This is a genomic window from Pseudomonas sp. DWP3-1-3b3 (assembly GCF_049896305.1).
GTDB lineage: Bacteria > Pseudomonadota > Gammaproteobacteria > Pseudomonadales > Pseudomonadaceae > Aquipseudomonas > Aquipseudomonas azotoformans_A.
The window spans coordinates 148307-174574 of record NZ_JAFCUA010000010.1 but is presented as its reverse complement, the minus strand read 5'-3'; the positions used below and the strand labels follow the sequence as shown (position 1 = coordinate 174574).

Annotated in this window: 22 protein-coding genes; 13 read left to right on the top strand and 9 right to left on the bottom strand. The window is 61.1% G+C overall.

Annotated elements, in window-relative coordinates; translation table 11 throughout:
* Both ACP7BX_RS25965 and ACP7BX_RS25960 read left to right on the top strand, forming a co-directional pair.
* Positions 1 to 1989 (top strand): RNase A-like domain-containing protein (locus ACP7BX_RS25965; protein ID WP_426197806.1); only part of this gene is annotated, 1989 nt, incomplete at its 5' end.
* A complete protein-coding gene (locus ACP7BX_RS25960; protein ID WP_038846209.1) occupies positions 1986 to 2297 on the top strand; it encodes a contact-dependent growth inhibition system immunity protein in 312 nt (103 codons plus the stop codon). The genes ACP7BX_RS25965 and ACP7BX_RS25960, both read left to right, overlap by 4 nt.
* A 194-nt stretch (positions 2298 to 2491) precedes the next feature.
* On the opposite strand, the gene ACP7BX_RS25955 is transcribed toward ACP7BX_RS25960, so the two are convergent.
* The 3 genes from ACP7BX_RS25955 to ACP7BX_RS25945 all read right to left on the bottom strand — a co-directional run bounded on the left by ACP7BX_RS25955 (position 2492) and on the right by ACP7BX_RS25945 (position 5540).
* Entirely contained in the window at positions 2492 to 3721 is a 1230-nt protein-coding gene (locus ACP7BX_RS25955) for a M20/M25/M40 family metallo-hydrolase (protein WP_426132064.1), read from the bottom strand.
* A 47-nt stretch (positions 3722 to 3768) separates the two neighbouring features.
* A complete protein-coding gene (locus tag ACP7BX_RS25950; RefSeq protein ID WP_426132065.1) occupies positions 3769 to 4827 on the bottom strand; it encodes a diguanylate cyclase in 1059 nt (352 codons plus the stop codon).
* 80 nt (positions 4828 to 4907) lie between these two features.
* Positions 4908 to 5540, bottom strand: a complete 633-nt coding sequence (locus ACP7BX_RS25945) for a LysE family translocator (protein WP_426132066.1) — start codon at positions 5538 to 5540, stop codon at positions 4908 to 4910.
* Positions 5541 to 5663: 123 nt separating this feature from the next.
* Between ACP7BX_RS25945 and ACP7BX_RS25940 the strand changes: the two genes are divergently transcribed.
* Positions 5664 to 7067, top strand: coding sequence for a PLP-dependent aminotransferase family protein (locus tag ACP7BX_RS25940; protein WP_426132067.1), 1404 nt, complete (start codon positions 5664 to 5666; stop codon positions 7065 to 7067).
* A gap of 1 nt (position 7068) precedes the next feature.
* Here ACP7BX_RS25940 and ACP7BX_RS25935 read toward each other — a convergent pair whose 3' ends face one another.
* Positions 7069 to 8490 (bottom strand): serralysin family metalloprotease, encoded by a 1422-nt coding sequence (locus tag ACP7BX_RS25935; protein ID WP_426132068.1) that lies wholly within the window; start codon positions 8488 to 8490, stop codon positions 7069 to 7071.
* Between the two features lie 281 nt (positions 8491 to 8771).
* Between ACP7BX_RS25935 and ACP7BX_RS25930 the strand changes: the two genes are divergently transcribed.
* Together ACP7BX_RS25930 and ACP7BX_RS25925 are read left to right on the top strand one after the other, a co-directional pair.
* Positions 8772 to 9512, top strand: a complete 741-nt coding sequence (locus tag ACP7BX_RS25930; RefSeq protein WP_426132069.1) for a response regulator — start codon at positions 8772 to 8774, stop codon at positions 9510 to 9512.
* The gene (locus ACP7BX_RS25925; protein WP_426132070.1) at positions 9509 to 10813 is read left to right on the top strand and encodes an ATP-binding protein; all 1305 of its coding nucleotides are present in this window, start codon (positions 9509 to 9511) and stop codon (positions 10811 to 10813) included. Before ACP7BX_RS25930 ends, ACP7BX_RS25925 begins: the two co-directional genes overlap by 4 nt.
* A gap of 372 nt (positions 10814 to 11185) precedes the next feature.
* Here the strand turns inward: ACP7BX_RS25925 and ACP7BX_RS25920 are convergent, their stop codons facing one another.
* A complete protein-coding gene (locus tag ACP7BX_RS25920; protein WP_426132071.1) occupies positions 11186 to 12115 on the bottom strand; it encodes a LysR substrate-binding domain-containing protein in 930 nt (309 codons plus the stop codon).
* A 235-nt stretch (positions 12116 to 12350) separates the two neighbouring features.
* Between ACP7BX_RS25920 and ACP7BX_RS25915 the strand changes: the two genes are divergently transcribed.
* The 6 genes from ACP7BX_RS25915 (at position 12351) to ACP7BX_RS25890 (ending at position 19749) form a co-directional block, all read left to right on the top strand.
* Complete coding sequence (locus ACP7BX_RS25915; RefSeq protein ID WP_426132072.1) at positions 12351 to 13994, top strand: ABC transporter substrate-binding protein; 1644 nt, start codon at positions 12351 to 12353, stop codon at positions 13992 to 13994.
* 62 nt (positions 13995 to 14056) lie between these two features.
* Positions 14057 to 15010 (top strand): ABC transporter permease, encoded by a 954-nt coding sequence (locus tag ACP7BX_RS25910; RefSeq protein WP_426132073.1) that lies wholly within the window; start codon positions 14057 to 14059, stop codon positions 15008 to 15010.
* Positions 15007 to 15843, top strand: a complete 837-nt coding sequence (locus tag ACP7BX_RS25905; RefSeq protein WP_033899617.1) for an ABC transporter permease — start codon at positions 15007 to 15009, stop codon at positions 15841 to 15843. The genes ACP7BX_RS25910 and ACP7BX_RS25905 overlap by 4 nt, the downstream gene beginning before the upstream one ends.
* Positions 15844 to 15845: 2 nt before the next feature.
* A complete protein-coding gene (locus tag ACP7BX_RS25900) occupies positions 15846 to 17486 on the top strand; it encodes a dipeptide ABC transporter ATP-binding protein (RefSeq protein WP_426132074.1) in 1641 nt (546 codons plus the stop codon).
* An 84-nt stretch (positions 17487 to 17570) separates the two neighbouring features.
* Positions 17571 to 18740 carry a hypothetical protein gene (locus tag ACP7BX_RS25895; protein ID WP_426132075.1) on the top strand — a complete coding sequence of 390 codons (1170 nt, stop codon included), beginning with the start codon at positions 17571 to 17573 and terminating at the stop codon, positions 18738 to 18740.
* 133 nt (positions 18741 to 18873) lie between these two features.
* On the top strand, positions 18874 to 19749 hold the full coding sequence (locus ACP7BX_RS25890) for a LysR substrate-binding domain-containing protein (protein WP_426132076.1): 876 nt from the start codon (positions 18874 to 18876) through the stop codon (positions 19747 to 19749).
* Here the strand turns inward: ACP7BX_RS25890 and ACP7BX_RS25885 are convergent.
* The 4 genes from ACP7BX_RS25885 to fae all read right to left on the bottom strand — a co-directional run bounded on the left by ACP7BX_RS25885 (position 19696) and on the right by fae (position 24133).
* Positions 19696 to 21072 carry an MFS transporter gene (locus tag ACP7BX_RS25885; protein WP_426132077.1) on the bottom strand — a complete coding sequence of 459 codons (1377 nt, stop codon included), beginning with the start codon at positions 21070 to 21072 and terminating at the stop codon, positions 19696 to 19698. The genes ACP7BX_RS25890 and ACP7BX_RS25885 overlap by 54 nt on opposite strands.
* A 73-nt stretch (positions 21073 to 21145) precedes the next feature.
* Positions 21146 to 22579: an NAD-dependent succinate-semialdehyde dehydrogenase gene (locus ACP7BX_RS25880; RefSeq protein WP_426132078.1), complete on the bottom strand. Its 1434-nt coding sequence runs from the start codon at positions 22577 to 22579 to the stop codon at positions 21146 to 21148.
* The gene (locus tag ACP7BX_RS25875; protein ID WP_033899610.1) at positions 22576 to 23610 is read right to left on the bottom strand and encodes an aldo/keto reductase; all 1035 of its coding nucleotides are present in this window, start codon (positions 23608 to 23610) and stop codon (positions 22576 to 22578) included. Before ACP7BX_RS25875 ends, ACP7BX_RS25880 begins: the two co-directional genes overlap by 4 nt.
* A 10-nt stretch (positions 23611 to 23620) precedes the next feature.
* Positions 23621 to 24133 carry a formaldehyde-activating enzyme gene (gene fae / locus ACP7BX_RS25870; RefSeq protein WP_033899609.1) on the bottom strand — a complete coding sequence of 171 codons (513 nt, stop codon included), beginning with the start codon at positions 24131 to 24133 and terminating at the stop codon, positions 23621 to 23623.
* Between the two features lie 301 nt (positions 24134 to 24434).
* Between fae and ACP7BX_RS25865 the strand changes: the two genes are divergently transcribed.
* Together ACP7BX_RS25865 and ACP7BX_RS25860 are read left to right on the top strand one after the other, a co-directional pair.
* Positions 24435 to 25685 carry a ribonucleotide-diphosphate reductase subunit beta gene (locus ACP7BX_RS25865; RefSeq protein WP_005788524.1) on the top strand — a complete coding sequence of 417 codons (1251 nt, stop codon included), beginning with the start codon at positions 24435 to 24437 and terminating at the stop codon, positions 25683 to 25685.
* A 53-nt stretch (positions 25686 to 25738) separates the two neighbouring features.
* Positions 25739 to 26227 carry a DUF1289 domain-containing protein gene (locus ACP7BX_RS25860; protein ID WP_426132079.1) on the top strand — a complete coding sequence of 163 codons (489 nt, stop codon included), beginning with the start codon at positions 25739 to 25741 and terminating at the stop codon, positions 26225 to 26227.
* Positions 26228 to 26268 lie beyond the last annotated feature (41 nt).

Sequence of the window (26268 nt, the reverse complement as noted above, 5' to 3'; positions counted from 1 at the left end):
TACGAATACGCTGATGGCCTGCACCTGATCAGCCGTCGCATCAACGCTGATGGCACTCAGGTCAAATACCGTTACGACAATGTGCGTTTGCTGCTGACCGAGATCGAAAATGAAGTCGGAGAAACCTACCGGCTCCAGTATCACGCCAACGGCCTGATCCAACAGGAAACCGGGTTTGATGGGCAGCGCACGGCTTACATCTACGACCTCAACGGCAACCTGCAGGAAAAGACCGAGCATGGTGATGACGGTAGTCAGTTAGTCACCCGCTACGAGCGCGACTATGCCGGTCGACTCGTAAGAAAAACCCTGCCCGACGGCAACAAGGTCGATTACGCCTACGACCGCCAGGGCAATCTCTTAAACGTCGAAGACGGCCACTGGGCGTTGGCCTACGAGTACGACAGCCAAAACCGTCTCACCGCCGAACACCAAGGCTGGGGCACGTTGCGCTATGGCTACGACAGCTGCGGCCAATTGCAAAATCTACGTCTGCCGGACAACAATCGCCTCACCTACAACCACGACAAAGGCGGCCACCTCGCCACCATCGAACTGAACGGTGAAACCCTTACCTCTCACCTGTTCAAAGCCGGCCAGGAACACCAGCGCCAACAAGGCCAACTGCTCAGCCACTACCACTACGACGACCAGCAACGCCTGCACGCCCACGCCGTCACCCAACAGCAACACACCCTTTACCAGCGCCACTACGACTACGACAAAGCCGGCAACCTCACCCGCCTGCTCGACACCCACAAAGGCGACCACCACTACCACTACGACCCGCTAAACCGCCTCACCCGGGCCAACCACTCGCAAGGCGAGCAAGAACGCTTCGGCCACGACCCGGCCGGCAACCTGCTCATGCAAAACCGCCCCGGCCCGGACATCGTGGCGGGCAATCGCCTGATGATCCAAGGCGACCACCACTACGACTACGACGCCTTCGGCAACCTCATTCGCGAACGACGTGGCAAAGGCCACCAACTCGTCACCGAATACCGCTACGACTGCCAGCACCGGCTGATCGGGATTAAAAAACCCAACGGCCAGACTGCCAGCTATCGCTATGACCCGTTTGGGCGGCGTATCAGCAAGACCGTTGATAGCACAACTACCGAGTTCTTCTGGCAAGGCGACAAAGTGATCGCCGAGCACCAGGCGGACCGTCATCGCAGTTACCTCTACGAACCTGATAGCTTCCGGCCGTTGGCCCTGCTGGAAGGATTCGATCCAAAGGAAACCAAGGCCTACCACTACCAAATCGATCACTTGGGCACGCCGCAGGAACTCACCGATGCCAACGGCGAAATCGTCTGGTCCGCCCACTACCGCGCCTACGGCGAAATCAGCCGTCTCGACATAGGACAAGTCGACAACCCGCTGCGCTTCCAGGGTCAATACTTCGATCAAGAAAGCGGGCTGCACTACAACCGTCATCGCTACTACAATCCGGATATTGGTCGCTACCTGACGCCGGATCCGGTGAAGTTGGCGGGTGGGATCAATGCTTACCAATACGTGCCCAATCCAACAGGTTGGGTGGATCCGCTGGGTTTGAGTTGTAAAAAAACCAACTGCCCTGAAGGCCCCTATAGCGTAATAGTTCCAGGAGGAGGATTAGCCGCACACGAGAAAGCAGGTGGGCATCTAATGGAAAAACACATCGGTAGAAGCGACAAACAATTATTGGACCGTTTGAAGCAAGAACCACACATCCCGGCCGCCTCTACTTTTTACGACCGAGCAACAGCAGAGCAAGAAGTATCGACAGTACTGGATAAAAACAAAGCAAAAATCGACAAGTTTCTGAAAGGAACAAAAAATCAAACCGTCATTACTCAAAAAACCGAATATCCTGTTGGCACGAGCTTTAAAAGGAACAGCACAACAGCGGTTTCGGGAAAGGAAATTCAACTGATAATCCGCAGAGACCATAACATACATACAGGCTACCGAATTCATACTGGATTTCCAAACCCATGAATCAAGACTACCCCGAACTACAGCAGTTTTTTGCTGGTTACTTCAATCAAGACTGGGTTGATGACCACGAAAAAGCGGATGATGTTATTGAGTTCTTCATCTCCGAATCATCTGAAGATACGCTATTGGAAGTGCAAGCCGAACTAGACAAGCTAATTAGCAGCGGAAAGACAGAGCAAGAGCTTGAAGATTACTTATTCAGCGATATCGGTTGCTACTATTATTATCGCAGCGAATGGCCCGACGGAATAACGTGGTTGAGGCATGTTGTATCAATCCTAAAAACGGCCCCCTCAAATAAAAATTGAAGACCTATAAACGACGCCCAAGGACGCGGCATACTCCCCTGTGGTGAGCGAGCTTGCTCGCGCTGGGCCGCGCAGCGGCCCCACTCCAGGCAATGGGGATTTTCAGGCAAATCGACATTGTCTGTTTTGGGGCGGCTGCGCAGCCAGCGCAGGGCAAGCCTGCTCACTACAAAAGGATATCAATTAGCGGAAAATCACCGCTTCGACAACTCCATAATCATACGACTCAGCAAATAAACCCGCGGCACCACACTCTCCACCTCCGCATACTCCTCCGGCGTGTGAATATTCCCGCCGACAATCCCAAACCCATCCAGCGTCGGCGTCCCAACCCCAGCCGACAAACTCGCATCCGCCGCCCCGCCGCTGCCTTCGATGGTCAGTGTCTTGCCCAGCTCCGCATAAATCCCCTCGGCAATCGCGACCAACTTGTCTGACTCCGGCGTCTGCGGCATCGGTGGCAAGCCACGCTGCAAACTGGTCTTCACTTCGGTCTCAGGGATGAGCTTGTTCGCCGAGACTCGCGCCAGGTCTTTCTCGATGCGATCAAACTCTTCCGGTAATGCCGCACGCACATCGGCTTTGGCAGTGGCTTGGTCGGGAATGACGTTGGTACGATCCCCGGCCTTGATCACGGTAAAGTTGATGGTGGTTTTCTTCTCTTCATCCCCCAGCTTGCCCAGTTGCAGGATCTGGTGCGCGGCTTCCATGGCGGCGTTGCGGCCAAGTTCCGGGGCGACGCCGGCGTGGGCGGCTTTGCCTTTGACTTCGACCACGGCGGTGGCGCTGCCTTTGCGCCACACCACCAGGCCGTCGGCGGGGCGGCCGGGTTCGAGGTTGAGGGTCACGTCGTGGCCCTTGGCGGTTTTGCGGATAAGGTCGGAGGCGGCGTCGGAGCCGGTTTCCTCGCTGGCGTCGAGCAGGAAGGTGATCTGCGCGTAGTCCTTGACGCCCTGGTCCTTGAGGACTTTGAGCGCGTAGATGCCGGCGACGATGCCGCCCTTGTCATCCATCACGCCGGGACCGTAGGCGCGGCCGTCCTTGATATGGAACGGACGCTCAGCGGCCGAACCTTCCTTGAACACCGTGTCCATGTGGGCCATCAGCAGGATCTTGGCTTTGCCAGTGCCCTTGAGGGTGGCGACCACGTGACTGTTGTTGGCCGCTTTGTCCGGCACCAGTTCGATGGAGAAACCCAGCTGTTTCAGCTCATCCACGGCAATGTCGCGCACTTGGGTCAGGCCCGGTTCATAACCTGAACCCGAGTCGATATTCACCAGGCGCTCCAGCAGTTTCAGGGCTTCGGCCTTGTACTGTTCGGACTGCGCCTGGATCTGTTTATGGGGTTCGGCGCTGTAGGCCGGCAGGGCGAAGGACAGGGCCAGGGTGGCGGCCAGGAGGGTACGGGAGAAAGTGAAGAGCATGAACCGATCCTTGTTTTTGTTGAAAGGTGCCGCCCCACCCTACTCCACTAGATCGATCGCAACCAACTCCCCTGTACTGAACTGACGCGGTTGCGCCCGCTGCTCTTGGCTTCGTACAGCGCCTGGTCCGCGTCGTTCAGCCACTGCGTGGAGTCGGCATGGGTCGGTTGATACGGCGCCAGGCCGATGCTCAAGCTGGCGCGCAAGGTCGGGTCCTGGGCGTAGGCCAGGGCGTTGAAACGGTCACGCAGGGCGTCCATCACTTCAGTGGCTCGGTTGAGCGCCATGTCCGGCAGGATCACGCAGAATTCGTCGCCACCGTAACGCCCGGCCAGGTCGGTGGCGCGCAAGTTCTGGCGCAGCACTTTGCTGAGCTGGCGCAGGACGATATCGCCGGTGACATGACCGTAGGTGTCGTTGATGGTCTTGAAATGGTCGATGTCGATCAGCGCGATGGCGGCGCCAGCAGGACCTCGGCGGCAGCGTTGGAATTCGATTTCCAGGTGGTCCTTCCAGGCGCCGTGGTTGAGCAGGCCAGACAAGCTGTCGGTGCGGCTCAGCGCCAGCAATTCACGTTTGTGCCGCGCCAGCGTCACCGCCTGCCGGTAGCAGATCCAGCCCAATGCCAGCGGATAAACCATCAGGATCGGCAGGCAGGCGTAGAGTTGTGCCTGAGAGGTGACGGCGATGAATGCCGGAGTAAAAATCAGCAGCGCCGTACCGATACCCAGCGCCTGCACCACCCAGCCCGCCAGCATGAAGCGCGGTCCGCCGATGGCCACGTTGTTCATGGTCATCATCGACAAGGTGGTCACGCTGGGCAGCGGGTTGAAGTGCATCGCACCGACCCAGAACCCACCACAAAAGGAATCGAACAACAGGTTGCGCCGCTCGCTGCGCAGTGCGTTGTTGCTGCGCAGCGTCAACTGAAAAGCCATATGCGGCCAGGCAAAGGCGTTGATCACCATCCAGGCCCACACCCACCACGCGGGTTCCAAGGGATACATCCCGAACACCACACACACAAAACCGAGCGTCAGCCCGAGGGTACGGGATTTGTACAGCCGTGAAGCGAGCGGAAGTCCGGTGCCTTCTGCAGCTGACATGGTGGGGTGAGATCCTGGAGGAATGCCTGGAGTCTATCAGGGCAACGGCAGATCGCCACTACCGCTCATAAGCTCAACACTCAGTGGGCAAAGCCCCGCCCCAGCATCAAGGCAACGCCCACCAGCAACAGGGCCGTGATGCGCTGCAACACCACCCGGCGCTTGGGGTTTTCCAGCACGTGCTTGATGCGCTGACCGAAATAGCAATACAGGCAGCCGCTGGCGAATTGCAGCAACAGGAAGGTCAGCCCGAGGAGGGCAATGTCCACCGTCGAACGGCTCTCCCCAGTCCCGGCGAACTGGGGGAACACCGCGCTGAACATAATGAGGGTCTTGGGGTTGGAAAATCCGGTCAGCAAACCCTTGCCGAACAGGTTGCGCGCCGCTTCCACATGGCCGATCCGTTCGATCACCACGCCGCTGCTGGTCCACTGTTTGTAGGCAAGGTGCAGGATGTACGCCACGCCGACCACCTGGATGCCTTGGGTGATCACCGGGTAGCCCTTGATCAACTCGGAAAAGCCCACGGCAAAAATCAGGATCGAGATCAGGTACGCCACACTGGCGCCGATCTGTGCCGGGATCGAACGGCGCAGCCCGTCGCGCACGCCCAGGCTTAATAGCAGCAGGGTCATGGGGCCGGGGCTGAAGGTCATGGTGGCGCAAAACAGCAGGAAATACAGGAACGAGGAAAGGGTTAACGCGCTTGTCATGGCCGGGGACCTGGAGAATGGAGCCCGCAGTCTAGGCAGTTGGCATTGCGCAAGGCAGGTAAAGTAATGCCTAATTCGCCCAGACTTTACCGGTAAAATCACCAGCAAAGATAAGGAAGTCGCGTGTTCGTATCGGCCATCGCCTTTGTAGAAGGTGCCCCCAAGGTGCAACAGATCGTCGAGGCGTTCAGCCAGGCCATCGAAAACGGCGAATGGGCGCCAGGCAGCAAATTGCCCTCGGTTCGCGCACTGACCGAGACCCTGGGCGTGAGCAAGTTCACCCTCAATGAGGCCCTCGACCGCCTGCGCGGCCGCAACCTGCTCACGTCCAGTCAAGGCCGTGGCTATTTTGTGGCGATAGACCACCCAAGGCCGACAACTTCGAACTGGGTTGATCTGCTGCCTCAGGACCTGCTCAGCGTATTGCGCCGCCCTCTCGCCACCGCCTACGGCGACCTGCGCCCTGGCGGCGGCCACCTGCCGGAAACCTGGCTGGACAGTGAAGCCCTGCGCCAAACCCTGCGCAGCGTGGTGCGTGCGCCGTCACTGCGCATCGCCAGCCTGGGCACACCGGCCGGGTTGCTGCCGTTGCGCCAAGCCCTGCAACAGAAGCTGCACGGCGAGGGCCTGTCGGTGTCGGTGGAACAGATCATCACCACCCCCAACACCGTGCAAGGCCTGGACATGCTGATGCGCCTGCTGGCACGTCCCGGCGATACGGTCCTGCTCGATGCACCGTGTTATTTCAACTTCCACGCCAACCTGGCGCTGCATGGGGTCAAGGTGGTGACGATCCCGCGGCGTCCCGACGGTTTTGACTTCACGGCCCTCGAACACCTGCTGGCCGAGCATCGCCCCAGCCTGTACCTGACCACCAGCGTGTTGCACAACCCCACCGGCCACTCGTTCAGCCCCGGCCAGGCGTTCCGCCTGCTGCAACTGACCCAGCAGTACCACTGCCATATCGTCGAGGACGACCTCTACGGCGACCTGCACCCCAACCCGCCGCCGCGCCTGGCCGCCCTCGCCGGCCTCGACCAGGTCACCTACCTGTCGGGCTTTTCCAAGATCCTCAGCGCCAACGCCCGCGTCAGCTTCGTGGTGGCCGCGCCGCAACTGGCGGCCAACCTCACCAACATGAAGCTGATGAGCGGCGGCGTAACCTCCGAACTGTTCGAACAGATCGTGTACCGCATGCTCGGCGAAGGCAGCTACGCCAAGCACCGCAAACGCATGGTGCAGCGCTTGATGGAGGCCGGCGGACGCGTGGAACAGTGGCTCAAGCGTTGCGGCTGCGAGTTGCCGATGGGTTACGAAGGCGGGATGTTTATCTGGGCGCGCCTGCCGCCTGGGGTCAACGGCGAACTATTGGCCCAGGCAGCGTTAAAGCAGGGCATGGTGCTGGCGCCCGGCGCGCTGTTTGGCTACGATCTGGCGCAGCGTGACTCGATGCGTTTCAACGTGGCCCACACTGATGAACCCCAGGTGCAACGATTGTTTGAGACGCTGTTGCGAAACGCCGGCTGAATCAACTGACGATGTCGCCCTGTTGCAGTTTGCCGTGGACCAGCAGGACGAAGGCCGGCTCGCCAGGCTTGCCGCTGATTTGCAAGGTGCTCATCTGAAGTGCGGGGTCATAGGTCACCATCGCTTCGTCACTGGCGCCAGAAAATGCACTGACAAACTTCAACGGCTGGTTACCCAATGCCGCGCTGATCCCGGACACATCCACCCGGTCCTCGCCGCTGACGAAGTCCATGATCTGATCGGGGGCGTCGTGGGTCGACTCGCTGGTTTTCCCGTAGACAAAGACATCGTTGCCCTTACCCCCCCACAGAAGGTCCGCCCCGCCTGCACCATATAACCGGTCGTTACCCTCCCCACCTTTGAGCGTGTTGGCAGCTTCATTGCCCACCAGCAAATCGTTGCCGGAGCCGCCGACAGCGTTTTCGATGGTCACGCCATAGGCAATCGAGACATTGCCCTTGAGGCCGCCGACATCCGAGAAAGTCCCGGCCTTGAGGCTGATCTGTTGGTCCTGCTTATAACCGGAAAAGTCCAACGTATCGGTGCCGCCGCCGTCCCAAATGGCAGCGACCATCTTGTCCTTGTCGGTCTTGACGCTGAGGAAGTCGCGGTCGGTATTGGAGTTGAAGCCGTAGGTAGTGTCGTCCTTGCGGGTTTCGTGGTTGGCGCCGTATTTCTGCTGATAAGCGCTGATATCGTCCAGTTGCGGTGCGGACGCGCGGGTGCCGCCGTGATTCATATAGCCGTGACGTTCGCCCAGGTAACTCATATGGGTATGGCTTTCGGAGTCTTCGATATAACCTGCTTTTGCGGCTCCGGTACTGGCGTTGTAATGACTCGGATGACTCAGCCCCAAGGCATGGCCCAGCTCATGCACCAGGGTAAAGCGACCTGCATCACCCTGGGATGCATGGGGAACACTCTGATCGTCTTTGGTATCCAGGAACCACACATCGCCGCTGAATGAGTCCTTGGGGTTTGGCAAGGAAGTCTGAGGATAAGCAGTAACGGACTGGCCGTTCTTGTTGAACAAATGGCCGTAGTTCCCGAGGGTAATGTGACCTTCGCTGGTCGCTGTTTTCGGCCCCTCGGTAAACCTCACGTTGGCCACATCCGAAATGGATTGCAGGCTGCGTCGCACCTGCTGCCTCTGGTTTTCGAGGATGTGGGTGAACCCGGACTTATTGCGCTGTCGTTGATCCTTGTCTTTGGGAGGCTCTCGAAACTCATAGGTCACCTCATAATGACCGTCGCCGTTCTTGTCCGGCCAGCCTGCACTCCCACGCCAGAGCATTTGTGTGGCCTCTTCAGGCGTCTTGGACGGTAATCCATTGTGCTGGATGCCAGCACCGCGATCATCTCGGTGCTGAAACTGTTCAATCGTCTGAAACGTGGTGCTGGCTCGCGAAGTAACGGCTGTCATGAATGCACTCTCATCAGGCAATAAAACCTGATCTTCTGGCCTTGAGTACCCAGTCGGATGTGCGTTTAAGCCGGGAATGCCTGCGACTCAGGCCATGCGAACCTCTAGCGTTGTTCCCGACTGGCGTAGGACCTCACCCCGATCTTGGCGCATCAAACCCGCAATTTTGCTTCATCGTGTATCTCCCTAACGCCAGATACACTGCAATACAAAGGGCACAAGGCAAAGGCAGCGACAGTGGCTAGACTGCGCCCCAATGAGTAATTAACGAGGAAAGCAGCATGGATCATGTCGATCACATCCTGATCGTCGATGACGACCGGGAGATCCGCGAGCTGGTAGGCAACTACCTGAAGAAAAACGGCATGCGCACCACCGTGGTCGCCGACGGCCGCCAGATGCGCAGCTTCCTCGACACCACGCTAGTGGACCTGATCGTGCTGGACATCATGATGCCCGGCGACGATGGCTTGCAGCTGTGCCGCGAACTGCGGGTGGGCAAGCACAAGGCTACGCCGGTGCTGATGCTCACCGCGCGCAACGATGAAACCGACCGCATCATCGGCCTGGAAATGGGCGCCGACGACTACCTGGTCAAACCCTTCGCCGCCCGTGAATTGCTGGCGCGTATCAACGCCGTATTGCGCCGCACACGGATGCTTCCACCGAACCTGGTGGTCAGCGAAACCGGCCGGCTGATCCGCTTCGGCCGCTGGCGCCTGGACACCACCGCCCGCCACCTGCTCGACGAAGACGACACCCTGGTGGCCCTGAGCGGTGCCGAATACCGGCTGCTGCGGGTATTCCTCGACCACCCGCAACGCGTGCTCAACCGCGACCAGTTGCTCAACCTGACCCAAGGGCGCGATGCCGACCTGTTCGACCGTTCCATCGACCTGCTGGTGAGCCGCCTGCGCCAACGCCTGCTGGATGATGCCCGCGAACCGGCCTACATCAAGACCGTGCGCAGCGAGGGCTACGTGTTCTCGCTGCCGGTGGAAATCCTCGGGGCCGAACAATGAGCTTAAGGTTTGGCTGGCCGCGTACCCTGGCGTCACAGTTGTCGCTGATCTTCCTGATCAGCCTGGTGTGCGCCCATGGCTTGTCCTTCAGCGCGCAGTTCTACGAGCGCTACATCAGTGCGCGCACGGCCATGCTGGGCAACCTGGAAAACGATGTGTCCACCTCGGTGGCCATTCTCGACCGCCTGCCGGCCAACGAACGCACCAGCTGGTTGCCGCGTCTCGACCGTCAGAACTACCGCTACCTGCTTAATGCCGGCGAAACCGGCGAACCGATGAGCAGCGATGATGTGCCCATGGCCGCCACCTCCATCGCGGATGCCCTGGGCGAACACTACGCGCTGACCTTCCGCGACATCCCCGGCATGCAGAAACACTTCCAGGCGCACCTGACCCTCGCCGACGGCAGCCCGATCACTATCGACGTGCGCCCCACCATGCTGCCTGTCGCCTATTGGCTGCCGGTGGTGCTGGTGCTGCAACTCGCGTTGTTGCTGGGTTGCACCTGGTTCGCCGTGCGCTTGGCCATCCGCCCATTGACCCGCCTGGCCCGCGCCGTGGAAACCCTCGACCCCAACGCCCACCCCACGCCGCTGGACGAAAACGGCCCCACCGAAGTCGCCCACGCCGCCGCCGCGTTCAACGAAATGCAAAAACGCATCGCCGAATACCTCAAGGAACGCATGCAGATCCTCGCGGCGATTTCTCACGACCTGCAAACCCCGATCACCCGCATGAAACTTCGCGCCGAATTCATGGAGGACTGCGCCGAACGCGACAAACTCTGGAGCGACCTGGGCGAGATGGAACACCTGGTGCGCGAAGGCGTGGCCTACGCGCGCAGCGTCCACGGCGCCACCGAAGCCAGCCATCGCATCAACCTCGACGCCTTCCTCGACAGCCTGGTATTTGATTACCAGGACATGCACAAACAGGTCAGCCTCAGCGGCAAAAGCGCCGTGGTCCTCGACACCCGCCCCCACGCCCTGCGCCGGGTACTGGTGAACCTGGTGGACAACGCCCTCAAATTTGCCGGCGCTGCGCAACTGGAAGTTGGCTCCACGGCCAATGGCGAACTGTCGATCAAGGTCCTGGACAACGGCCCCGGCATCGCCGAAGACGAACTGATCCAGGTGATGCAACCGTTCTACCGCGTGGAAAGCTCCCGCAACCGCGGCACCGGCGGCACCGGCCTGGGTTTGGCGATCGCCCAGCAATTGGTGGTAGCGATTGGCGGCACGCTGACCTTGAGCAACCGGCCGGAAGGTGGGTTGTGTGCGCAGATCAAGATCAGCCTGTAGCCTCACCAGAACCGAACCGCTGGTTCGCCCTTGCTTTCGCTCCACACCACTCAAGCCGGCTGTCAGGCCGCTGTGCTTTTGCTTTTGATCTTGATCCTAGGCGCCCCGTCAAACACGCTGGCCGAACGCAGGCTTGAATCCGTGGGTAACCCGGCAGGACGCCGGGTTAGCCGCCCCGCGCCATGGATGGCGCGTGGCGGCGGCCCACGGATTCAAGCCGGAGTGAGGTCACACCGAGCCTAGGCGAGGTGCCGAGTGTTGGGGCAAGAGCCCTTTTGGTTACTCTTGGGGCTCTTTTCCAAAAGTGACCCGCCGTAAGGGCGGAACCAATACCCGCCGTTACCCAAATAACGGATATGTCCCCCTACCCAATCAACTAGCCGCCGTAGAAGGCTCCAACTGCCGCTGCGCCAACCAGATCTCCTCCTGCAACCACTGCCCAAACACCTGCAACTGCGGCATATCCGTCTGCTCCGGCCGAGTCACCAGCCAATACGACTGATGCCCCTCCACATGCACATTCAGCACCTGAGTCAACTGCCCAGACGCCAATTCCGCCGCCACCATATGCCAGTCAGCAATGGTAATCCCCAGCCCATCCGTAGCCGCCCGAATAGCCAGATCCAACAGATCGAACTCATACCCACCCTGGGTATCCACCCCCTGGATCCGCGCCGCATCCAACCAATGTTTCCACGTGAGATACCGCTGATCCTCACTGGCCAACACATGCAGCAAGGTCATGCGATTCAAGTCCACCCCATCGCTGCACTCACGGGCATACAGCGACGGCGCACACACCGCAATATGCCGCTCCTGAATCAACAACGAGCTGTCCAAGCCATCCCATTCACCATTGCCAAAACGAATCGCACAATCGAGCGTACTGGTCTGCGCCAGGCTGTCCTGCAAGCACGTCGTGATGCTCAACTCCAGCTCCGGGTGGGCCTCACGCAGGCGCCCCAGGCGCGGCATCAACCAGCGACTGGTAAAGGTCGGCGGCGCATTGACGTGCAGGCGATTGGAGTGGGTTTTCTGCTGGATACTGCGCACCGTCAACTCGATCTTGTCGAAGGATTGATGCAGCGCACGCAGCAATACGCGCCCGGCGCTGGTCAGCTCCAAGTGGTGATGACGCCGCTCCAGCAGGTTCTCGCCCAACTGTTCTTCCAACTGCCGGACCTGGCGGCTGACCGCGCTCTGGGTCACGTTCAACAGCTCCGCAGCCCGGGTAAAACTGCCGGTGCTGCCGGCCACCTCGAAAGCCTTGAGGGCATTGAGACCGGGCATTTTGCGTTTCATGAAGGGCACTCGAAGACGACTGACGAGGCCCCAAGCATCCCACGATCCGTAGGAGGTTTCCTAGCCAACATGATTTTTTGTATCTGCCAGCCCGTCTATCTCCACACCTTGGCGCCCTGACGCGGACTAACATGCGTTTAATGAACGTTTAACGGCTGAATTTATCGTTTGTCGATCTTTGCGCAAATCACAAAACTGCGGGCATCTCTAATAAAAACAACATGAGAGCAGCCCCATGTCCGACTCCAACGTTCTAGCGACCCTGGACGGTAACGCGCCGCACCCCGCTGTCGACGCACTGTGCAACCAAGTGCAGCGCGGCGAGATCAACCGCCGCCAATTCCTGCGCACCGCCGCGCTGCTCGGCATCACCGCAGCCAGTGCCTCCACCTTCATCGGTTCAGCCTTGCTCGGCAGCGACGCCCAGGCCGCCGACGGCACGCCCGCCCGCCAAGGCGGCAGCCTGCGGTTTGCCTGCGCCATCCAGGAAATCCAGGACCCGATGCTGATCACCTGGATCGAAGCCTCGAACCTGTTGCGCAACTCCCTGGAATACCTGACCTGGGTCGACGCCGATAACATCACCCACCCGTACCTCGCCGAAAGCTGGAGCCCATCGGAGGATCTCACCACCTGGACCTTCAACCTGCGCCAGGACGTGAAGTGGAGCAACGGCGACAGCTTCAACGCCGATGACGTGCAGCACAATATCCAGCGCTGGATTGCCGCCGACTCCAAGTCGGTCAACCGCACCGCGTTCCAGGACATCAAGGCCTTCGAAAAAGTCAGCGACTACCAGTTCCGCCTGCAACTCAAGCGGCCGATCCTGGCGATCCCGGAAATGCTCAACGCCTTCACCTGCGCCCTGGTGCACCGCAGCTTCAAGGCCGGCGATGACTGGGCGAAAAACCCGTTGGCCACCGGGCCGTTCAAGCTGGTGTCGTTTGCCGTGAACAAGCAAGCGACCTTCGCCAAGCGCACCGACTATTGGGGCAAGCCGGCCAACCTCGACGAACTGCGCTACATCGACATGGGCACCGACGTGTCCACCCACCTCGCCGCCCTGCAAGCCGGCCAGGTCGACGTGCTGTACCGCGTCACCGTGGCCGAACTGGACCTGGCCAAGCGCCTGCCCGGCGCGCAACTGCTCAGTTGCAAATCGGCGCAGACCGTGGTGATGCGCATGGCCTGCGACCAGAAGCCCTTCACCGATGTGCGCGTGCGTAAAGCGGTGGTGCTCTGCGCCGACAACGCGCAGATGCTCAAGGTCGCCTATCGCGGCATGGGCACCCTGGGCGAGGACCATCATGTGGCCCCTTCCCACCCCGAATATTTCCCACTGCCCAAGCGCGCACGCGATGTGGCGGCGGCGAAAAAACTGCTGGCCGAGGCCGGTTTCGCCAATGGCTTGGACATCGACCTGATCGTCGGCAACACCCAAGGCCGCTATGAACAGGACTGCGCGCAGATCCTGCAACAGAACTGCCTGGAAGCCGGCATCCGCATCAATCTCAAAGTGGTCCCGGCCGCCCAGTACTGGCCGATCTGGGACAAGGCCGCGTTCAGCCTGACCTACTGGGCCCATCGCCCGCTCGGCGTGATGTCCCTGGAATTGGCCTACCGTGGCGGTGGCGCCTGGAACGAAAGCCACTACAGCGACCCGGCCTTCGACGCGGCGCTGGACAAGGCCATGGGCATCATTGACCCGAAACAACGCGCGGTGGCAATGCAGAGCGTCGAGCAGATCCTGCAGGACGCCTGCGTGATCGTGCAGCCGTTTTGGGGCGACAAGTTCACCGCCGTGAGCAAAAAGGTGCAGGGCTTCCAGGTGCACCCTTCCGACTTCTACCCCATGGGCAATGTCTGGCTGAGCGCTTGAGCTTCTGAGTGACAGAGCTGAGGCGCGACACCCTTCCCATTACCCGTCGGAGCATGCACCGGATGGCTCATTTTCTATTGCGCAAACTGCTGATGCTGTTGGCGACACTGCTGTCGGTGTCGCTGATCGTGTTCCTGGCCCTGGAGCTGAACATCGAGGACGTGGCGATCAACGTCCTCGGCCCCTACTCCGCCGCCGACCAGCGCGCGGCGTGGCTGCTGGAACACGGCTACAACCAACCCTTCGTGTGGCGCTACCTGGTGTGGCTCAAGGACTTCGTGACCGGCGACTGGGGCACCTCGGTGTACTTTCGCGAGCCGGTGTTGAAACTGCTGCTGCCCAACCTGTGGCAAACCCTGACTCTGGCTGGGCTGGCCTTGCTGGTCATGGTGCCGGTGGCGTTGACCCTGGGCATCCTCGCCGGGATTCGCCAGGGCTCTTTGATCGACCGGCTGGTGTCGTTCCTGTCGATCGTCACCACCTCGATCCCGGACTTCGCCAGTGCGGTGTTCGTCTCGGCAATCTTCGTGTTCTGGCTCAACTGGCTGCCCGGCGTAAGCAGCATGAGCGATGGCTTCAGTGCCGTGGAACTGGTGCTGCCGCTGATGGTGCTGTGCCTGTTCGGCATTGGCTACCTGGCGCGCATTACCCGCGCATCGATGGTGGAAGTGATGCAAGCGCCGTATATCCGCACCGCACGGCTCAAAGGCGCGTCCACTGCGCGCATTGTGCTGCGCCATGCGCTGCGCAACGTGCTGATCGCGCCGGTCACGGTGATCATGCTGTACATCCCGTGGCTGCTGTCGAACGTCATCGTGGTGGAGGTGTTTTTCGCCTACAAGGGCTTCGGCTCGCTGCTGTACACCGCGTCGCTCAACCATGACGTCTACCTGATCGAAGCTTGCGCAATGATCAGCGGCGTGGTGGTGGGCATCAGCAAGATCTTCTCGGACCTGGCCTACACCTGGCTCAACCCGCGCATCACCCTGCACAGTCTCGGCGGAGGCCGCCAATGAACCTGCTCAACGCCTTCAAACATCCCCTGGCCCTGCTCGGCCTGCTGCTGGTCGGCGGCTGGGTGCTGATCGCCCTGTGCGCGCCGTGGCTGGCGCCCCATGATCCGCTGGAAAGCTTCACGCCGTTGCTCACGCCGATGACCGCCGGCGATGACGGCGCACGCTTCTTGCTCGGCACCGACATGATCGGCCGCGACATCCTTTCGCGCCTGATCTGGGGCACGCGCACCGTGCTGTTCTGGTCGATCCTCGCCACCCTCACCGCGTTTGCCGTGGGCATTGCCATGGGGCTGTGCGCCGGTTACTTCAACGGTTGGGTGGACGCGGCGCTGTCCTACGTGGCCGATACCGTGCTGTCGTTCCCGGTGCTGGTGCTGTACATCGTGATCATCATCGCCCTCGGCGCCTCGGCGCTGAATATCCTGATTGCGGTGACCTTCACCAGCGCCCCGGCGATCTTTCGCATCATGCGCGCGCTGACCATCGACATCCGCTCGCGCGACTACGTGCTCAGCGCCATCACCCAGGGCGAAGGCTCGCTGCGCATCATGCTGGTGGAAATATTGCCCAACTGCGGCGGGCCGCTGATCGTCGATTTCTGCCTGCGCATCGGCTACACCGCGATCATGATCGGCGCCTTGGGCTTCCTCGGCCTCGGCCTGCCGCCGCCTACGCCGGACTGGGGCGGCATGATCAACGACGGCCGCGCCATGGCCATTTCCTTCCCGCACCTGGTGATCTTCCCCTGCATCGCCATCTCCACCCTGATGCTGGGCCTGAGCCTGCTCGCCGACGGGCTGGATGAACACGCGCAGCAAGGCGCAAGGAGTTGAGCATGAACAGCCAGCAAACCGTATTGCGGGTCGACAACCTCAGCGTCGAACTGCCCAAGGGCGCCGACCGTAGCCACGCCGTGCAGGGCATCAGCCTGGAAGTGCGCAAGGGCGAAATCCTCTGCGTGATCGGTGAGTCGGGCTCTGGCAAATCCGTGCTGTCGGCGGCGATCATGGGCGACTACGCCAAAGGCCTGCGACATGCCGGCGGCGTGATCGACTTTCTCGGCGACGACATCTGTACCCTCGACGAAGCCCGCTTGCGCGCCCTGCGTGGCAACCGCATCGCGATGATCTTCCAGGAGCCCATGGCGGCGCTGAACCCGGCGATTCGCATCGGCAAGCAGGTCGAGGAAATCTTCGATATCCACGCCCCGCAGATGCCCGCCGCCGAGCGCCGTGAACGCATGCTTGCGCTGCTGGAGTCCACCCAACTGCCGGACCCGCCGCGCATCGCCAACAGCTTTCCCCATCAGCTTTCCGGCGGCCAATGCCAGCGCGTAGTGATCGCCATGGCCTTGGCGATGAACCCGGACTTGCTGATCGCCGACGAGCCCACCACCGCCCTTGACGTGACCACCCAGGCCCAGGTGCTGAAGCTGGTGCGCGACCTGCGCGGCCGAGGGCAACACGGCATCCTGTTTATCACCCACGACTTTGGCGTGGTGGCGCAGATCGCCGACCGCATTGCGGTCATGGAAGGCGGCCGCCTGGTAGAGATCGGCGAGCGTGACCAAGTGCTGAGCGCACCGGCCCACGCCTACACGCGCAAGCTGATCGCCGCCGTACCGGCGCTGCACCCGGAGCTGCATGCGCCGAGTGCCGACGGCGAAATGGCGCTGCGTATCGAGCACCTGACCAAGACCTACACCGTCGGCGGCAGCTCGGTGGCGGCGCTGCGCAATGTGTCGCTGAACCTGCCACGGGGCAAAACCCTGGCGATTGTCGGCGAGTCCGGCTCGGGCAAAAGCACCCTGGTCAAGGCGGCGATACGCTTGGTGGACAGTGACAGTGGGCATGTGTGGGTGGGCGATACCGACTTCCTGACCTTGAATGGCTCGGCGTTGGCGGCCAATCGGCGGCGTATCCAGATGATTTTCCAGGACCCCTACGGTTCGTTGAACCCGCGCCACCGTGTCGGCGACATCATCGCTCGCGCCGCGCAATTGCGTGGGTTGTCGGCCAAGGATGCCTGGGCCGAGGCCGGTGATTTACTGGAGCAGGTCGGCCTCAAGCGTGATGCATTGCAGCGCAAACCCCGGCAGTTCTCCGGCGGCCAGCGCCAACGCATCGGCATCGCCCGTGCCCTGGCGATGCGACCGGAAGTGCTGATCGCCGATGAAAGCGTGTCGGCGCTGGACGTGTCGGTGCAGAAACAGGTGCTGGAATTGCTGGCCGACCTGCAGAAGCAGCTGAACCTGAGCATCCTGTTCATCACCCATGACCTGCGGGTGGCCGCGCAGATCAGCGACCACATCGCCGTGATGCGCCAGGGTGAAGTGGTGGAGTACGGCACCGCCGAACAGGTGCTGTTGCGCCCACAAAACGCCTACACCCAGGCACTGTTGGCGGCCGCACCGGGCGCGTCCGAACTGCCCGCCGCCGGGCCGCCCTTGCGGCTGATCCGCCCCACGGCTCACTGAGTTCAACCCTTTTCCCTGCGTCGCAGCGTTCGCTGCGGCAACGGGCTGCTGTTGCCCAAAAAAACTAAAAACGAGAGTAAAACCATGCGACCAACGATGCGCTACTTCACCCTCATCCCTGTGCTCGGCGCCCTCGCAGCGCCGGCCATGGCCGTGCAGGTCACCGACAACCTCGACCTCGGCGGCGCCATCCGCGCGCGCTGGGACTACGACCCGGACCGCGACATCCAGAAGTTCGGCCTGGACACCGTGTTCCTCAGCGCCAAGTACAACTCCGACAGCTGGATCGGCGAGGCGCAGTACCGTTTCTACGGGCGTTCGTACCCCTACCAGTACACCAAGAACTACGGCGACATCCAGTTCGCCAAGTTCGCCTGGGTCGGCTACAAGTTCAACCCCGAGCAACAAGTGCAAGTGGGCCTGAACACCGTGCCATTCGGCTTGCAGCCCTACTTCGGCAGCACCTTCTACGAAACCCTGGGCAACGTGATCGGCCTGGAAGACGTGCAGCAGGTCGGCGCCAAATACGTGCAGCAGACCGGCGACTGGAATATCCAGGCCGGCTACTACCTGCGCCCGGCGTGGCAAGGCAAGGGCACCAGCAAGGGCGTGACCTATTCCAGCGTGGTCTCCGGCGCCGACAGTTACGTCGCCGACGGCAGCGACAACCAGGAACGCAACACCGTGGTGCTGCGCGTGGCCAAGGCCCTGGACCTGGGCGACTGGAAATCCGAAGTCGGCCTGTCCGGCCTCACCTCCACCCTGGAAAACAAAGACACCGGCAACGATGGCCGACGCAACGCCGTGGCCCTCCACTACCTGGGCAAAAACGGCCCGTGGGGCCTGCAATTGCAGGCGGCGCGCCAACAGATGTCGCCGCGCAACGCCGGCACCGACGAAGTGGTGACCCTGGGCGGTTATGACGGCACCTTCAACGTCGCCAGCCGCGGCAACCTGTATGTGGCAGACCTGAGTTATGACGTGGGCGGCAAGTACCTGTGGGATCAGGTCAGTGGGGTGAAGCTGTATGCCAACTACAGCGCCTTCGACAAGTCCGCCGACGAGTTCAAGACCTCGCAGCGGGTGATCCTCGGTACGTCGTTTTCGTTCAGTAAGTTGTGGATTGCGACGGAGTGGTTGATTGGCAAGAATGACCCGTACATCGGTGGCAGCAGCTACACCCAGAGCCTGGGGGCTGGGGGCAGCAACCAGTGGGTGAATCAGCTGTACATGAACATTGGGTATTACTTCTAATAGGCGTCGTCAGTTCTGACGCTTTCGCGGGCAAGCCCGCTCCCACAGTTTGAATGCATTCCCCTGTGGGAGCGGGCTTGCCCGCGAAGAAGCCAGCACAAACACCATAAAAACAATGTGTGGAACCCGAACCATGCGCCACCTCCCCGCCCTCAACATGCTCCGCGTCTTCGAGGAAGTCGCCCGCCACCGCAGCTTCAGCCAGGCCGCCGTAGGCCTCAACGTCACCCAGGGCGCAGTCAGCCGTCAGATCAAGCAACTGGAGGACTACCTTGGCGTTGCCCTCTTTATCCGCACGCCCCAAGGCCTGTCCCTGACCGAAGCCGGTTTTGCCCTCTCGCCACACTTGAGCGACGCCTTCGACCATATCGAACGCGCCCTGCACGCCGTGCGCGTGCCCAACCTGCGCCAGCGCCTGCGCATCGTCGCGCCGCCGACCTGGGCCACGCGTTGGCTGTCCGCGCATTTGCGGCGCTTCTGCGAGCGTTACCCAGACATCAATCTCAGCGTCACCCACCAGGCGACCCACGACAACCTCGCGGAAATCGACTGCCAGATCCGTTTCGGCCTGGAACCGGCGGCGCATTGCAGCAGTGAGCTGCTGGTGATGGAGCGGCACATCGCGGTCGCCAGTCCGGAGTTGTTCAGCGACGGCCAACCGCCGGACCTGCGGCGATTTCCGCTGCTGCATATCCTGCACGACGGCAAACGCTTGAAGGTCTGGGAAAACTGGCTGGCGGCCATGGGCCGTGAGGACATCGATGCCGACCAGGGCCTGGAATTCAGCACCCTGGACCAGGTGATCCACACCACCCTGGCAGGCGGTGGCTTGGCGGTGATCGACCGGCAAATGATCGAACGAGAGTTGGCCAACGGCAGCCTGTTGCCGATCACCCCCGTGGAAGTGATCGGCCCTTATGGCTATTGGCTGGATGTGGCGACGGACAAACAGGGTTTATCCAAGGTGCGGTTGTTTACGCAGTGGCTGGGCCAGGTCAGCAACCCCTGACACCGGCGGCGCCTCGGCCTTGCACGCCTGGCTCAAGGTCAATGCCTTGGTTTCCGGGGCCCAGGCCCAGGAGATGATCGCGCCAAACACCAGGATCGCAGCAAGAATGCCCATGGTCGGGCTCAAGCCGATCCCAGCCACGCTGACCGGCAACAGGAAGGTGCTGATGGCCGAGCCCAAGCGACTCACAGCCGTAGCCAGGCCAATACCGCTGGCGCGCACTTCGGTGGGGAAGCTTTCCGCCGGGAACACGCCGACCAGATTGCTCACCGCCGACAGCACCAGGGTGAACACGCCGAAGGTCAGCACCATCAACCACGCCAGGCTGCCCGGCAACACCGCGAGCAAGAACAACGCGGCGGCCAGGATGATGAACGAGTTGATCAAGAAGCCCCGGCGCGAAAACTTCACCGTGCACCAGATGCCGATCAACGCACCGATAATCAGCAGCAGATTAAGCAGCAGCTCGGTGCCAAAGCCCTGGGACAAGCCCATCTTTTGCAGGATCGACGGCAAAAAGGTGTAGATCGCAAAGTACGGCATCACGATGCACACAAAGAACAGGCAGTTGAACGCGGTGCGCTTGCGATACTCACGGCTGAACAGCACGCCGTAGCCGGAGCGGGTTTGCGCGGACGGTTCTTCGTCCAGCACCACATGCTCGCCCAGGTGTTTCTTGACGATGGCGCGGGCTTCGGCAATGCGTCCACGGTTGACCAGCCAGCGCGGCGACTCCGGCGTGCCGATACGCGCAATCAGGATCAAGCCGGCCGGGATAGCCGACGACGCCAGCATCCAGCGCCAGGCATCGTCGCCCAGGCTGAGCATCGCAGTGCCGACAAAGGTCGCCGCCACGTAACCGAAGGTCCAGATCACGCTGAAAGAGCCGAGCAACACGCCGCGATGTTTCTTCGGCGAAAACTCCGCGAGCATGGCGTGGCCCACACTGAAATCACCGCCCAGGCCAATGCCGATCAGGATGCGGCACAGCAACAAGCCCATGGCTGTCTCGGCATAGAACTGCATCACCGAGGCCACGGTGATCAGCACAAAGCTGACCAGGAAGATTTTCTGCCGACCGAGGGTGTCGGAGATCCAGCCGAAGAACAGGCTGCCCAGGAACAGGCCGATCAGGGCGGAAGCGCCGATCAAGCCTTGCCAGAACGCATCGAGTTGCATCTGTGGACTGAGCAGGGTGAAGGCGATACCGATCAGGCCGAGGATGTAGCCGTCGGTGAAATGCGCGCCGAACGTCAGGCCGGCGATTTTCAGATGAAAGCGGCCGATCGGCAGGTCGTCGATTTTTACGGATTGAGCGGTCATGGGTGTTCTCCATATTGTTGTTCTTGACGGAGTAACAGCCGGTGCCCTCGCAGGCACCGGTTTGCAGCTGGGGTTAGAGCCCCCCCATCAACAGGTATTTGATCTCCAGGTAATCCTCCAGCCCGTACTTGGAACCTTCACGGCCCAGGCCCGATTCCTTGATGCCTCCGAATGGCGCGACTTCGGTGGAGATGATCCCTTCGTTGATCCCCACCATGCCGGCTTCCAGGCCTTCGGCCATGCGCCACACGCGGCCGATGTCGCGGCTGTAGAAGTAGGCGGACAAGCCGAACGGCGTGTCATTGGCGCGTTGCAGCACTTCAGCCTCGTCCTTGAAGCGGAAACACGCGGCCACCGGTCCGAAGGTTTCTTCCTGGGCGATCAGCATGTCGCCGTGGGCTTCGGTGAGGATGGTCGGTTCAAAGAAGGTGCCGCCCAGTGCATGGCGACGGCCGCCGCACAACAGCGTGGCGCCCTTCTCCAGGGCATCACCGACGTGGGCTTCGACCTTGGCCAACGCAGCGACGTTGATCAGCGGGCCCTGTTCGGTTTCGCCGTCCAAGGCACTGCCAACGCGCATGGCGCTGACGGCTTCGGCCAGTTTGCGGGTGAAGGCGTCGTACACGCCGTCCTGGATAAAGAAACGGTTGACGCACACACAGGTCTGCCCGGTGTTGCGGAACTTGGAGGCCATGGCGCCTTTGACGGCGGCATCCAGGTCGGCATCGTCGAACACAATGAACGGCGCGTTGCCGCCCAGTTCCAGAGAGACCTTTTTCAGGGTGTCCGCCGCCTGGCGCATCAGCAGCTTGCCGGTGCGGGTCGAGCCGGTAAACGACAGCTTGCGCACCACACTGGAGGCTTGCAGTGCACCGCCAATCGCCACGGCATCGCCGGAGACAATGTTGAACACCCCCGCCGGAATCCCCGCCTGCTCGGCCAGCACCGCCAGGGCAAACGCCGACAGCGGGGTTTCTTCCGAAGGCTTGAGGATCATCGTGCACCCCGCCGCCAGCGCCGGGCCGACCTTGCGGGTGACCATGGCCAGGGGGAAGTTCCACGGTGTGATCGCCGCGACCACACCGATGGCTTCCTTGACCACGATGATCCGTGCATCTGCCTTGTGGCTTGGGATTACATCACCGTAGGCGCGCTTGGCTTCTTCACCAAACCATTCCAGGAAGCTCGCGGCGTAGACCACTTCGCCCATGGCTTCGGCCAGGGGTTTGCCTTGCTCCAGGCTGAGCAGTTGCGCCAGGTCTTTCTGGTTGCTGAGCATCAGCTCACTCCAGCGCTTGAGGCGTTGGCTGCGCTCCTTGGCGGTGAGCTTGCGCCAGGCCGGCAAGGCGCGGTGGGCGGCGTCGATGGCCAGGTTGGTTTCTTCGCCGGCGGCGCGCTGTACATCAGCGATCAGCGCGCCATTGGCCGGGTTGAGCACCGGGTAGGTCGGCCCACCGCTGGACCATTGACCATCGATGTAGTTGCCCTTGCGGATCAGCGGGTTCATGCCACGGCCTCGATCAGGTTGAAACGGTCCAGGCCCGGACGGGCCGCACGCAGGATGCGCTTGCCGGCGGTGTAGTCGTTGATCACATCGCACGGGGTGTAGTTGCGCTCCAGTTCGTGGAGTTCCTCGGCATCCAATGGGGTGTCCAAGGCGGCCAGTGCGCTATCGAATTGTTCGGTGGTGTCGGCGCCCACCAGCATCACGTCGACGCCGGGGTGGTTGGCGACCCAGGCCTGGGCGATCTGCGCGTTGGACACGCCACGGGCGCGGGCCACGCGTTGCACCGAGTGGGCGATGTCAAACGACGCCTGGTCGCTGTACATCTGCTGGGTGAAGAAGTCGGTCTGGTTGCGGGTCGACTGCACTTCGCCGGTGAGCAAGCCACGGGCCAGCGGGCTGAACACCGAGACGCCCAGGCCCTGATCGCGGCAGAACGGGATCATCTCGCGTTCTTCCTCGCGGTAGGCGCAGTTCAGTTGCAGTTGCATGTTGATCGGCTTGACCCAGCCGTTGCGCTCGCAGGCCATGAGAATTTTTGCGAGCTGTCCTGTGAGCATGGTCGACACGCCGATGTAGCGGGCCTTGCCGGAGCGCACGATGTCGTTCAATGCGTTCATGGTTTCTTCGACCGGAGTGTTCACGTCGAAGTAATGCAGCATGAACACGTCCACATAATCCATGCCGAGGCGGCTGAGGGAGGCGTCGATGCTGTCCATGATGTGCTTGCGCGAATGACCGCTGGCGTTGATGCCGCTGCGGGTGCCGTAGCCGACCTTGGTGGTGACCACGATCTCGTCACGCCGTGCCACGCGCTTGAGGATGCGCCCCACCACTTCTTCGCCGACGCCGGCGGAATAGAAGTCGGCCAGGTCGATGAAGTTGACGCCGTTAGCCAGGGCGTGGGCGACGATGGGCTCGCTTTGCTTTTCGTCGAAGATCCACGGTTTCCAGTCCGGGGTGCCCATGTTCATGGTGCCCAGGCACAGGCGCGAGACTTGCAGGCCGGAGTTGCCCAATCGAGTGTATTGCATGGGAATCTCCTCAGGCCTTTGGCGTGTAGAAAGGGTTGCTGATGTGGTTGACCACGTCGGCCAATTGCGCGGTGAACGGCGTGCCGGTCAGGGCGGCGCGGATCGCGGTGCGGCAGGCGTTGTAGTTGTTCAGGTACACGGCATCCAGGTCATCGCAGCCTGGGTTGACCCAGTTCGCGGTGACGATGGCCCACTCGTCTTCGGCTTCCGGCGGCAAGGTGCCGTCGAGCAGGGCTTCCAGCACCGCCTTGGCGATACCGGCCTGGGACGCGCCCCAGGTGGCGTTGCCGTGCAAATCGCTGCTGATTTCAGCCTTGTTGACGTACAGGGTCATGGGCTTGACCGGGATGTTCGGTTGGGCAATCACCATGAACGGGCAGTGGCCCTGGCTTGGTGACGCGAGGCTATTGGCGAACGCCTGGCCCGCCGGGCCGTTGCGTGGGCCGATCAGGATGTTGATGTGGGCCGCGTTGACGCCCGGGCCTTCGAAACCTTCGCCGATGTAGAGATCCAGTGTTTTCATTGCGCAAACGCTCGTTGTTGTTATGGGGAGCTGGTTGGCGAATTTTTAGCACTGGGTAGGAAAGCGGCCGTAACCATTAAAAGTCATGGGGCGGTGAGTTTTGCTCATACCCCCTGCGACGATGGCGGTCGTCTTGTGCGTTGACCATCGTTATTACACACCATATAGTGTGCCCACAAACAAAACAGACCACTACATAGTGTGCAGTATCGGTATTTACCGACCACACTATGCGCAGTATTTCAATGCCTTGAAGCCTGCAAAAACACTTATTTTTCGAATACCAGGAAGGAGCATTTCCATGCTGAGTTGGGATGAAGTCGACAACGAAGACACCGGTGCAGCGGTGATCAAGGGCGCCAACGCCGGCCACGCCAGCGAAGCCAACATGGACCGTCTCGACGGTGCCGGCGCCGCCGCCGCGCTGGAAGCCCGTAACGTGACCGCCAACGACTCCGCCGCGATCATCCGCGCCAAGGCCGCCCTCGACAAACTCGACGTCGCCGAAGGCCTCGCCGAGCTTGAAGGCTCCGCCGCCCGCGTCGCCGTTGACGAAAAACGCATGATCAACTGCCGCGCCGACCTCAACCAACTCGTACCCTTCAAGTACGACTGGGCCTGGCAGAAGTACCTCGACGGCTGTGCCAACCACTGGATGCCGCAAGAGGTCAACATGACCGCCGACATCGCCCTGTGGAAAAACCCCGAAGGCCTGACCGACGACGAACGTCGCATCGTCATGCGCAACCTGGGCTTCTTCTCCACCGCCGACTCCCTGGTGGCCAACAACCTGGTGCTGGCCGTGTACCGCCTGATCACCAACCCGGAGTGCCGCCAGTACATCCTGCGCCAGGCCTTCGAAGAAGCGATCCACACCCACGCCTACCAGTACTGCATCGAATCGTTGGCCATGGATGAAGGCGAGATCTTCAACATGTACCACGAGATCCCATCGGTCGCGAAAAAAGCCGCCTGGGGCCTGAAATACACCCGTTCGATCTCCGATCCGAAGTTCGAAACCGGCACCGTCGAGACCGACAAAGAGCTGCTGCGCAACCTGGTCGCCTACTACTGCGTGCTGGAAGGCATCTTCTTCTACTGCGGCTTCACCCAGATCCTGTCCATGGGCCGTCGCAACAAAATGACCGGCGTGGCGGAGCAGTTCCAGTACATCCTGCGTGACGAGTCGATGCACCTGAACTTCGGTATCGACGTGATCAACCAGATCAAAATCGAAAACCCACACCTGTGGGATGCCGAGATGAAGGAAGAAGCGACCCAGATGATCCTGCAAGGGACTCAGCTGGAGATTGAATATGCGCGCGATACCATGCCGCGCGGTGTGCTGGGTATGAACGCGGCGATGATGGAGGACTACCTCAAGTTCATCGCTAACCGTCGCCTGTCGCAGATTGGTCTGAAAGAAGAATACCCAGGGACGACTAACCCGTTCCCGTGGATGAGCGAGATCATGGACTTGAAGAAAGAGAAAAACTTCTTCGAGACCCGTGTGATCGAGTACCAGACTGGCGGCGCGCTGAGCTGGGATTGATATAAAGACGGCCCCTTCTGGGGCCGTGTTGTTTCACCTGTCGATGTTTTTTTATGCCCAATCAAACCATCAAGACCCCCTGCGTCGGCCTGTGCTCCACCGTTTACGGGGACCTGGTCTGCCGGGGCTGCAAGCGTTATCACCATGAGGTGATCCAGTGGAACGGCTACAACTCCGACGAGAAACAGGCGGTGTGGCTGCGCCTGGAGCAATTGCTGGTGCAGGTCATGGCCAGCAAGTTGGAGGTGTTTGATGCGCAGTTGCTGCGTCAGCAACTTGAGACGCGCAAGATCCGCTTCATGCCGCACCAGTCGGCGTATTGCTGGGCGTATCAGCTGATTGCCCGGGGGGCGCGGGTGATTTCCAAGCTGGACGCGTACGGGCTGGCGTTGCTGCCGGAGTTTCGCGAGCGCAGCCTGGCGGATCTGCGGGATGCGATTGACCGGGAGTTTTTCCTGCTGTCCGAGGCGCATTACGAGCGGTATATCGCGCCGGGGTTCTTAAAGGAAGCATTCGGCCCGGCCCTGATCGCCACCGTATAACTAACAACCCTTAACAATGTGGGAGCTGGCTTGCCTGCGAT

Coding starts and splice junctions, on each gene's coding strand:
- ACP7BX_RS25960 (WP_038846209.1), top strand. CDS start 1,986: ATGAATCAAGACTACCCCGAACTACAGCAGTTTTTTGCTGGTTACTTC.
- ACP7BX_RS25955 (WP_426132064.1), bottom strand. CDS start 3,721: ATGCTCTTCACTTTCTCCCGTACCCTCCTGGCCGCCACCCTGGCCCTG.
- ACP7BX_RS25950 (WP_426132065.1), bottom strand. CDS start 4,827: ATGTCAGCTGCAGAAGGCACCGGACTTCCGCTCGCTTCACGGCTGTAC.
- ACP7BX_RS25945 (WP_426132066.1), bottom strand. CDS start 5,540: ATGACAAGCGCGTTAACCCTTTCCTCGTTCCTGTATTTCCTGCTGTTT.
- ACP7BX_RS25935 (WP_426132068.1), bottom strand. CDS start 8,490: ATGACAGCCGTTACTTCGCGAGCCAGCACCACGTTTCAGACGATTGAA.
- ACP7BX_RS25930 (WP_426132069.1), top strand. CDS start 8,772: ATGGATCATGTCGATCACATCCTGATCGTCGATGACGACCGGGAGATC.
- ACP7BX_RS25925 (WP_426132070.1), top strand. CDS start 9,509: ATGAGCTTAAGGTTTGGCTGGCCGCGTACCCTGGCGTCACAGTTGTCG.
- ACP7BX_RS25920 (WP_426132071.1), bottom strand. CDS start 12,115: ATGAAACGCAAAATGCCCGGTCTCAATGCCCTCAAGGCTTTCGAGGTG.
- ACP7BX_RS25915 (WP_426132072.1), top strand. CDS start 12,351: ATGTCCGACTCCAACGTTCTAGCGACCCTGGACGGTAACGCGCCGCAC.
- ACP7BX_RS25910 (WP_426132073.1), top strand. CDS start 14,057: ATGGCTCATTTTCTATTGCGCAAACTGCTGATGCTGTTGGCGACACTG.
- ACP7BX_RS25905 (WP_033899617.1), top strand. CDS start 15,007: ATGAACCTGCTCAACGCCTTCAAACATCCCCTGGCCCTGCTCGGCCTG.
- ACP7BX_RS25900 (WP_426132074.1), top strand. CDS start 15,846: ATGAACAGCCAGCAAACCGTATTGCGGGTCGACAACCTCAGCGTCGAA.
- ACP7BX_RS25895 (WP_426132075.1), top strand. CDS start 17,571: ATGCGACCAACGATGCGCTACTTCACCCTCATCCCTGTGCTCGGCGCC.
- ACP7BX_RS25890 (WP_426132076.1), top strand. CDS start 18,874: ATGCGCCACCTCCCCGCCCTCAACATGCTCCGCGTCTTCGAGGAAGTC.
- ACP7BX_RS25885 (WP_426132077.1), bottom strand. CDS start 21,072: ATGACCGCTCAATCCGTAAAAATCGACGACCTGCCGATCGGCCGCTTT.
- ACP7BX_RS25880 (WP_426132078.1), bottom strand. CDS start 22,579: ATGAACCCGCTGATCCGCAAGGGCAACTACATCGATGGTCAATGGTCC.
- ACP7BX_RS25875 (WP_033899610.1), bottom strand. CDS start 23,610: ATGCAATACACTCGATTGGGCAACTCCGGCCTGCAAGTCTCGCGCCTG.
- fae (WP_033899609.1), bottom strand. CDS start 24,133: ATGAAAACACTGGATCTCTACATCGGCGAAGGTTTCGAAGGCCCGGGC.
- ACP7BX_RS25865 (WP_005788524.1), top strand. CDS start 24,435: ATGCTGAGTTGGGATGAAGTCGACAACGAAGACACCGGTGCAGCGGTG.
- ACP7BX_RS25860 (WP_426132079.1), top strand. CDS start 25,739: ATGCCCAATCAAACCATCAAGACCCCCTGCGTCGGCCTGTGCTCCACC.